The organism is Micromonospora sp. MH99, from assembly GCF_021442385.1.
In the GTDB taxonomy this organism is placed as follows: domain Bacteria; phylum Actinomycetota; class Actinomycetes; order Mycobacteriales; family Micromonosporaceae; genus Micromonospora.
Genome location: NZ_MUZA01000121.1, coordinates 1 through 9,206, shown reverse-complemented (window position 1 = coordinate 9,206; position 9,206 = coordinate 1). Strand labels below are relative to the sequence as shown.

5 protein-coding genes are annotated in these 9,206 nt (G+C 73.5%); 4 read left to right on the top strand and 1 reads right to left on the bottom strand.

Annotated elements, in window-relative coordinates; all coding sequences use genetic code 11:
- Positions 1–69: 69 nt before the first annotated feature.
- Positions 70–2,778: a glucosidase gene (locus tag B0E54_RS31465; protein ID WP_234591475.1), complete on the bottom strand. Its 2,709-nt coding sequence runs from the start codon at positions 2,776–2,778 to the stop codon at positions 70–72.
- A 42-nt stretch (positions 2,779–2,820) separates the two neighbouring features.
- On the opposite strand from B0E54_RS31465, the gene B0E54_RS31460 reads away from it, so the two are divergent.
- From B0E54_RS31460 to B0E54_RS31445, 4 genes are all read left to right on the top strand, one after another.
- Positions 2,821–4,764 (top strand): amylo-alpha-1,6-glucosidase, encoded by a 1,944-nt coding sequence (locus tag B0E54_RS31460; RefSeq protein ID WP_234591473.1) that lies wholly within the window; start codon positions 2,821–2,823, stop codon positions 4,762–4,764.
- A 137-nt stretch (positions 4,765–4,901) separates the two neighbouring features.
- Positions 4,902–6,236, top strand: coding sequence for a glycosyltransferase family 4 protein (locus B0E54_RS31455; protein WP_234591471.1), 1,335 nt, complete (start codon positions 4,902–4,904; stop codon positions 6,234–6,236).
- 84 nt (positions 6,237–6,320) lie between these two features.
- Positions 6,321–8,159 carry a serine/threonine-protein kinase gene (locus B0E54_RS31450; RefSeq protein ID WP_234591470.1) on the top strand — a complete coding sequence of 613 codons (1,839 nt, stop codon included), beginning with the start codon at positions 6,321–6,323 and terminating at the stop codon, positions 8,157–8,159.
- 178 nt (positions 8,160–8,337) lie between these two features.
- The coding region (locus B0E54_RS31445) for a serine/threonine-protein kinase (RefSeq protein ID WP_234591476.1) at positions 8,338–9,206 on the top strand (869 nt) is incomplete at its 3' end.

Here is a 9,206-nt window from a genome sequence, read left to right as displayed (position 1 = left end):
GAGGCGCGGGGCGCGGGCGCGAGGCGCGGGCGCGGGCGCGGGCGCGGGCGCGAGGCATCCACGGGTCGGTCAGCGGCGCAGGGTGAGGATCAGGTCGGCGATCAGGGCCGTCCAGCCGGTCTGGTGCCAGGCGCCCAGGCCGGCGCCGTTGTCGCCGTGGAAGTACTCGGGGAAGGCGATCAGGTCACGCCAGTCCGGGTGGGTCTGGAACATCTGGGCGGCGCCGTAGATCGGCCGTCGACCCCAGTCGTCCTGGGTGAACAGTGAGATCAGCCGGGCGGACAGGTCGTCGGCGATCTCGTCCAGCGAGCGTTTCACCCCCGAGCGGGTCGGATACTCCACCTGCAGGTCGTCGCCGAAGAACGCCGCGTAGTCGCGCAGCGCGCTGATCAGCAGGAAGTTCGTCGGCATCCAGATCGGCCCGCGCCAGTTCGAGTTGCCGCCGAACAGGCCGCTGGTCGACTCGGCCGGTTCGTAGCCGACGGAGAACTCCTGCCCGCCGAGGGTGACGGAGAACGGCTTGTCCAGGTGCGCGCGGGACAGCGTCCGCAGGCCGAAGTCGGAGAGGAACTCGTCGGGGTCGAGCATCCGGGCGAGCAGTCGGACCACCTGCTCCTGGCCGACCATGGACAGCAGCCGCTGCTGGCGGCCGTCCGGGCCGAGCCGCCGGGTGCCGATCACCTGGGCGTACTCCGGGCGGTTGGTGAGGAACCAGCGCAGCCGGGCGCCCAGCTCCGGCAGGCGGTGCAGGGTCCTGGCGGTGAGGCGGGTGGTGGCGGCCAGCGGCAGCAGCCCGACCACCGAACGGACCTTCAGCGGCACCTTCGTGCCGTCGGCGAGGCGCAGCACGTCGTAGAAGAAGGCGTCCTCGTCGTCCCACAGCCCCTGCTCGTACGCGGCGGCGGCGATGTAGAGGAAGTGTTCGAAGAATTTCGTGGCGGTGTCCACCCACGTGCGGTCGTGCTCGGCCAGCACGATGGCCATGTCGAGCAGGTTGAGGGCGTACATGGCCATCCAGCCGGTGCCGTCGGACTGTTCCAGCACGCCGGCCACCGGCAGTGCCGCCGAGCGGTCGAACGGCCCGACGTTGTCCAGCCCGAGGAAGCCGCCCTCGAAGACGTTGTTGCCGCCGGTGTCCTTGCGGTTGACCCACCAGGTGAAGTTGAGCAGCAGCTTGTGCATGACCCGGCCCAGGAACTCGAAGTCCCGGCCGCCGTCGATCTCGAACACCTTGAGCGCCGCCCACGCGTGCACCGGCGGGTTCACGTCGCCGAACGCCCACTCGTACGCCGGGATCTGCCCGTTGGGGTGCAGGTACCACTCGCGCAGCAGCAGCAGGATCTGCTCCTTGGCGAAGCCCGGATCGACCCGGGCGATGCTCACGCAGTGAAAGGCCAGGTCCCACGCCGCGTACCACGGGTATTCCCAGGGGTCGGGCATGGAGATGACGTCGAAGCTGGTCATGTGCCACCAGGCGCTGTTGCGCCCGTGCCGGCGCCCGGCCGGCGGGGGCGACGAGCCGGGGTCGCCGTCCAGCCAGCGCTTGACGTCGAAGTGGTAGAACTGCTTGCCCCACATCAGCCCGGCGATGGCCTGCCGCGCCACCAGCGCCTCGTCCGGGGTCGCGGCCTCCGGGATCACACCGGCGAAGAAGCGGTTCGCCTCGGCCCGCCGTGCCCACACCACTGCCTCGAAGCCGTCACGGAGGTCGGCCGGGGGCGGCGGGGCGGCCGCCGGCGGAGACGCGGTACGGGTCAATCGCAGCCGGATCTGCCGTTGGCCGCCGGCCGGCACGTCGAGCACGTAGTGCAACGCGCCCTTGGTGCCCTCGCGGGCCGGGTTGACCGTGGGGGCGCCGTTGACCACGTGGTCGTTGATGCCGTCCTTCGGGTACGGCGAGCGGCCGGGCAGCCTCCACAGCCGCTCGGCGTTGGTGTCGTTGTCGCAGAGCAGCGGCACCGGGCCGCCGTCGCCCTCCAGCAGCAGTTGGCCGAGCACCCGGTGCTCACCGACCAGCCGGGTGCCCTCGCCGGTGAGGCGCGGGATCCGGTCGCCGCCGGGCAGCCCCCACGCCCAGGTGTTGCGGAACCACAGGGTGGGCAGCACGTGCAGGGTCGCCGCCCGGTCGCCCCGGTTGGCCACTGTCACCACGATGCACAGGTCGGTCGGTGACGCCTTGGCGTAGTCGACGGTCACCGCCCAGTACCTGTCGTCGTCGAAGATCCCGGTGTCCACCAGCTCGTACTCGGTGTCGTCCCGGCCGCGCAGCGCGTTCACCGCGACGAGTTCGTCGTACGGGAAGGCGGCCTGCGGGTAGTGGTAGCGCCAGCGCATCCAGGAGTGGGTAGGCGTGGAGTCCTCGTACCACCAGTACTCCTTGGCGTCCTCCCCGTGGTTGCCGCCGTCGCCGCCGAGGCCGAACATCCGCTCCTTGAGGATCGGGTCCTTGCCGTTCCACAGCGCCAGGGCGAAGGCGAAGGTCTGTCGGTCGTCGCAGACGCCTGCCATCCCGTCTTCGTTCCAGCGGTAGGCTCTGGACCGCGCATGGTCGTGTGGGAAGTAGTCCCACGCCGTACCGTGCTCGCTGTAGTCCTCCCGTACCGTCCCCCACGCCCGTTCGGACAGATAGGGACCCCATGCACGCCAGTCCTGCTCCCCCGAGTCGGCCTGGGCGAGCCGGAGCCGCTCAGCGTCGGGTGGCGAGGCGTCGGAGGACGATCGGTCAGTGATCACGTGCACATCTTTGACGCCGCCGCGGTACTTCACCACAGCGGCCATTCTCGTCGTGGCGTGTTACACCTCGGCGGCGGTGGAGGAAAGTTGATCGACATTCACTTCGGTCCGCAGGTCTGTGGCGAGCTGACCAGCGCGTCCAGCCGGGAGTGGCTGGTGCCCGACGGCCTCGGCGGGTACGCGATGGGCACCGTCGGTGGGCTGCGGACCCGCCGCTACCACGGTCTGCTGGTGGTGCCGGGCGAAACTCCCGCATCCCGTCAGGTGGGACTGGTCAGTCTCGACCCGGCGGTCACCCTGCCGTCCGGCGCCCGGGTCCGGCTCGGCGCCCACGAGTGGTCCTCCGGCGTCGTCGACCCGCGCGGCTTCGAGCTGCTGGAGCGCTTCGAGCTGGTCGACGGGCTGCCCCGGTGGCGGTGGCGGATCGGTGGGGTGGTGATCGAGCGGGAGCTGGCCATGCTGCCCGGCCGTTCCTGCGTGGCGGTCGTCCACCGGCTGGTCGCCGGCGGTCCGGTCCGGCTGGAGCTGTCGGCCGCGTGCACCTGGCGCGACGCGCACGGCGAGCGGCGGGCCGACGGCCCGACCCCGCAGGTCGAGGCGGTCGCCGACGGCGCGGTGGTCGAGGGCGCGTACCGGCTCGCCGGGCCCGGCTGGGCCCCGGAGGGGCAGTGGTGGCTGGGCGTGCACCACCGCGAGGAGGCCAACCGCGGATTGAACGCGGACGAGGACCTCTGGTACGCGGGACGCTTCGTCGGCGAGCTGGAACGCCCGGGCGACACGGTGTCGGTGCGGGCCTGGGCCGGTCGACTCGACGAGGAGCCGCCGCCGGCCGCCGAGATCGTGGCGACCGCCCGGCGACGCAACCGGCAGGTGGTGGCCACGGCGCGGCCGGCCGACGAGGTGGACGCGACGCTCGCGCTGGCCGCCGACGCGTTCGTGATCCGTCCCGGCGGTACGGCTGTCGACGTGGTGGCCGGGTACCCGTGGTTCGGCGCCTGGTCGCGGGACACGATGATCTCGTACGAGGGGTTGTTCCTCTGCACGGGCCGGGCCGCCGAGGGACGTGAGCTGCTGCGGGCGTACGCGGCGACGCTGTCCGAGGGGATGCTCGCCAACACGGCCGACACCGGCCGGGTGGAGTACAACACCGTCGACGGCACGCTGTGGTTCCTGCACGCGGTGAGCCGGCACGTGACGGTCACCGGCGACACCGATCTCGGCGACGAGCTGCTGCCGGCGCTGCGTGCCGTGATCGACGCGCACGTGGCCGGCACCCGCTACGGGATCGCCGTCGACCCGGCCGACGGGCTGCTCGCCCAGGGCGCCCCGGGCACCGCCCTGACCTGGATGGACGCCCGCGTGTACGGGGTGCCGGTCACCCCGCGTACGGGCAAGCCGGTCGAGGTCAACGCGCTGTGGATCAATGGGTTGGCCGGCCTCGCCGAGCTGACCGAGCTGGCCGGGCAGGACGCGGGCGAGCTGTGGCGGCGGCACGCCCAGGCGACCGCGTCGTTCCGGGACCGCTACCCGGCCCCGACCGGCTGGCTGCACGACGTGCTGGACGCGCCCGCGCCGGCGTACCCGCTGGGTGGGGCGGCCCTGCACGACGACGACGCTCTGCGCCCCAACCAGTTGCTGGCCTGGTCGTTGCCGTTCGCGCCGCTGGAGCCGGACGAGCCGACGCTGCGCCGGATCGCGACCGGGCTGCTCACCCCGCTCGGGCCACGCAGCCTCGCCCCGGATTCGGCCGAGTTCGTGGGTCGGCACCGGGGTGGCCCGGCCGAGCGGGACGGCGGCTACCACCAGGGCACGGTGTGGCCGTGGCTGATCGGGCCGTACGTGGACGCCTGCCGCCGGGGCAAGATGTCAGTCGATGACGTATTGATTGGTATTGAGTCCCATCTGACCGAATATGGGCTAGGCTCGGTAAGCGAGACGGCCGACGGCGTCGCGCCGCACTCCGCGACCGGCTGCCCGTTCCAGGCGTGGTCGGTGGCCGAGCTGCTGCGGGTGCGCCGAAAGGGCCAGTAGCGCTTTACACGACCGCAACGGCGGTGTCTCCGCTGGTTATCTCGGCCCCGGCAGGATTGGCCCCGATCCAGACGCGACGGCGACACCGACTCCGGTGTCGGTCGGCGCGCGCCCGGGGACAACTCAAAGGGGGCCGCATGTCACCCGACGCCCACGTGATCGACATCCACCCCGCCCGTCAGCTGCGGGTGCTGATGCTCTCCTGGGAGTACCCGCCGGTGCTCGTCGGCGGCCTCGGCCGCCACGTCCACGCCCTCTCCGTCGCCCTCGCCGCCGCCGGCCACGACGTCACAGTCGTCACCCGCCACGCCGACGGCGCACCCCTGGAGGAATACGCCGACGGCGTACGCATCCTGCGCGCCCCCGAAGACCCCGTCACCTTCCCCCTCGCCACCAGCAGCCTCCTGGCCTGGACCATGGCCTTCAACCACACCCTCACCCGCACCGCCCTGCGCGCCACCCAGGCCGGCAGCTACGACGTCATCCACGCCCACGACTGGCTCGTCGCCCACACCGCGACCACCCTCGCCGAACACCTCGACCTGCCGCTGGTCACCACCATCCACGCCACCGAGGCGGGTCGGCACCAGGGCTGGCTGCCCGAGGAGATGAACCGCACCATCCACGGCGTCGAGCACTGGCTCAGCGGGTCCTCCACCCGGGTGATCGCCTGTTCGGGTTACATGCGCGACCAGGTGAGCGCGCTCTTCGACGTACCGACCGGGTTGGTCGACGTGGTGCCCAACGGGGTCGACGACCGGGCCTGGCGGGCCCGCCCGCGCGCGGTCGCCACGGCCCGTGCCCGGTTCGCCGCCGACGGCCCCCTGGTCGGGTACGCCGGACGCCTGGTCTACGAGAAGGGCGTGCAGCACCTCGTGCACGCGGTGCCCCGGCTGCGCGAGCGGCACCCCGGCCTGCGCGTGGTGATCGCCGGCGACGGCCCGTACCGCCCCGAGTTGGAGGCCGAGGCCCGCCGCCTGGCGCTCGGCTCGACAGTCCGCTTCACGGGCTTCCTCGACGCCACCCAACTGCCGGCGGTGCTCGGCGCGACCGACGCGACAGTGGTCCCCAGCCTCTACGAGCCGTTCGGCATGGTGGCCCTCGAAGCGGCCGCGGCCGGAGCGCCGCTGGCGGTGGCCCGCACCGGCGGCCTCGCCGAGATCGTCGAGTCCGGCGTGACCGGCGTGACGTTCCCGCACAGCGACCCGGCGGCGCTCGCGGGCGCGGTCGACCAACTGCTCGGCGACGAGGTCTTCGCGCGAAGGGTGGCCCGACGGGCCCGCAGCATGGTCGGCGAGCGGTACGGCTGGGCCAGCATCGCCGCCCGCACCGCCGCCACCTACGCCACCGCCCGTCGCGAGCACGGCCCGCTTCAGGCTCGGCGGGCCGCCGCCCGACTGGCCGGTGGACGCGCCCGGATCGCCATCCCGGAGGGCAATCTGCTCGCCGCCACCGACCACGCCGCCTGCTGAAGGCGGGTCGGACGACCGATAGGTGACTTCCGATCCGCTGGTTAGGGTGTACCCCGGACAGCGGCTGAGGAGGAGCGTGCGCAGGTGCTGATCGCGGGTCGGTACCGGCTGCTCGACCTGGTGGGTCGTGGGGGCATGGGTCGGGTGTGGCGAGCCCGCGACGAGATGCTGCACCGCGAGGTCGCGGTCAAGGAGGTCGTACCGCCGAGTTGGCTGGCCGACCACGAGCGGGCCGAGCTGCGCTCGCGCACGCTGCGGGAGGCGCGCGCCGCGGCCCGGCTCAACCACCCCGCCGTGGTCCGGCTCTACGACGTCGTCCCGGTCGAGGGCAGCCCGTGGATCGTGATGGAGTACGTCCCGTCGCGCACCCTGCAGGACGTCATCGACGCCGAGGGGCCGCTGGAGCCGGCCCGCGCCGCCCGGATCGGCCTGGCCCTGCTCGGTGCGCTGGAGGCCGCGCACACGGCCGGCGTGCTGCACCGCGACGTCAAACCGCAGAACGTGCTCGTCGCCCACGACGGTCGGGTGATGCTCGCCGACTTCGGGCTGGCCACCTTCGACGGCGGAGACGGCGCGATGACCCGCCCCGGGATGGTGCTCGGCTCCCCGCAGTACGTCGCTCCGGAGCGGGCCGCCGAGGGCGTGTCCACGGTGGCGGCCGACCTGTGGTCGCTCGGCGCCACCCTGCACGCCGCAGTGGAGGGCCGCTCCCCGTACGCCCGCAGCAACGCCATGGCCACCCTCAGCGCGCTGGCCGCCGGTCCACCCGACCCGGCCCCACACGCCGGACCGCTCGCGCCGGTGCTCGCCGGGCTGCTGCGCCGCGACCCGCGCGACCGCCTCGACCACGACGGCGCCCGCCGGCTGCTCACCGCCGCCGCGACCGGCCACCCCGGCCCACCGGCGCAGCTGCGGGAAGCCGCAGTCGACGCCGCGACCCACTCCTCGCCGGCGACCAGTTCCCCGAACTCGAACGGTTCCTCGGCCTCGGCGGCGTCCGCTGCGGGGGAAGCGGCCGACCAGGACGTCACCATCCCGCTGCCCGAGCCCGACCCGGCCGCCACCAGCTGCGGCGAACCGGGAGTCCGGGCCGCGGCGGAGGAGACAGCCCCCTACCCTGCGACGCCCGAGCGATCGGGCGGACGACCGGCCGGACTACTGGCCGGGCGGCCCAGGGCGCGGCGGGCCGCGCTCGTCGTCACCGCGCTGCTCGTGGCCGCCGCGGCCGGCGTGGGCACCGCTCTGGCCGTCGCCGGTGACGCCCCGACCGACAACGCCGGACGGTCCACCGCGCCGACGGCGGACCGTCCGAACGACGGCAGCGGCACGAACGAGGGCTCCGGCGACGGCCGGGGTGGCCCGTACGGCGGTGGTGGCCCCGGCCGGCCCGGCCCGCCGCCGAATGGCCGCGACGTGCCCCCGCCGCCGTTCCCCTGCGTCCATCCGGACGTCGCGGGGCCGCCGGTGGCGGCCGGGTCACCCGCGTCGGGCGAGCGGTTCCGGCCACCCACGGGCTGGGTCTGGCACGCCGACAGCACCGGCTTCCGCGTCTCCGTGCCGGCGAGCTGGCACTACTCCCGCGAAGGCCCGGTGGTCTGCTTCCAGGACCCGGCCACCGGTCGGGCGTTGAGCGTCGCGCCGGGCACGGCTGCCGACCCGCTGACCCGACTGCGCTCGGCCCGCGACGACGCGGCCCGGATCGGGGCGCTGCCGAACTACGACGAGATCCGGCTCAACGCGGGCGGTGGCGGCGCCGAGTGGGAGTGCCGGTGGGCGGCCCCGTACGGCGTCGTGCTGCACGCCCGGCAGGAGGTCCTCCCACCCGAGAGCTGGACCTTGGGTTGGATCACCGACGATCGGGACTGGACGGCTGCCGACGCGGACTGGAGGACAGTGCGAAAGAGTTTCCGACCACCCCGCTGACCTGCGCCGTATGGCCCTGCCGGGCCCTCCGTCCGGCGTGGATCGAGGCCGCTCAGCGGATGAGAAAAGTCGTCTTGGTGGCTATCGTGTAACTCGGGGTGACCGAGGGGGAGCGACCGTGCAGCAGTTGCTGATCGCGGGTCGGTACCGGCTGCTCGACCTGGTCGGCACCGGCGGGATGGGCCGGGTGTGGCTGGCCCGCGACGAGATGCTGCACCGGGACGTGGCGGTGAAGGAGGTCGTGCCGCCAGCCTGGCTGGCCGAGGCCGACCGCGCCGAACTACGACTGCGGACGCTGCGCGAGGCCCGCACGGCCGCCCGGCTCAACCACCCCAACGTCGTTCGTCTGTACGACGTGGTGCATCACGGCGAGAACCCGTGGATCGTGATGGAGTACGTGGCGTCCCGGTCGGTGCAGCAGATCATCAACACCGAGGGCCCGCTGAGTCCACAACGTACCGCCCGGATCGGGCTGGCGGTGCTCGCGGCGTTGCGGGCTGCGCACAGCGCCGGCGTGCTGCACCGCGACGTGAAGCCGCACAATGTGCTGGTCGCCGACGACGGGCGGGTGGTGCTCACCGACTTCGGGCTGGCGACGTTCGACGGCGGGGACGGGGCGATGACCGGCCCGGGCCTGGTGCTCGGCTCGCCGCAGTTCGTCGCGCCGGAACGGGCCCGCGAAGGCGTGTCGGATCCGCGTACCGACCTGTGGTCGTTGGGCGCCACGCTCTACGCCACGGTCGAGGGGCAGTCCCCGTACGCCAGGTCCAGCGCGATGGCGACGCTGAGCGCGCTGGCCACCGAACCGCCGGATCCGATGCGCCGGGCCGGCCCGCTGCGTCCGGTGATCACCGGCCTGTTGCAGCGCGACCCCTGGCGGCGGTTGACCGCCATCGAGGCCGAACAGCTGCTGCGCGCAGCGGCGGCCGACCACGACCGGCCGGACGGGCCGGCTCCCTCCTCGGCGGTGGCGGCGGTCCGCAGCGCGGGCCGGTCCGCAGCGTCCACCCCGGTCAGCCCGGCCGGTCCGTCGAACGACGCGGCCCC

Excerpts from the sequence above, each read along its gene's own strand:
- B0E54_RS31465 (WP_234591475.1), bottom strand. The coding sequence starts at position 2,778 with ATGGCCGCTGTGGTGAAGTACCGCGGCGGCGTCAAAGATGTGCACGTG.
- B0E54_RS31455 (WP_234591471.1), top strand. The coding sequence starts at position 4,902 with ATGTCACCCGACGCCCACGTGATCGACATCCACCCCGCCCGTCAGCTG.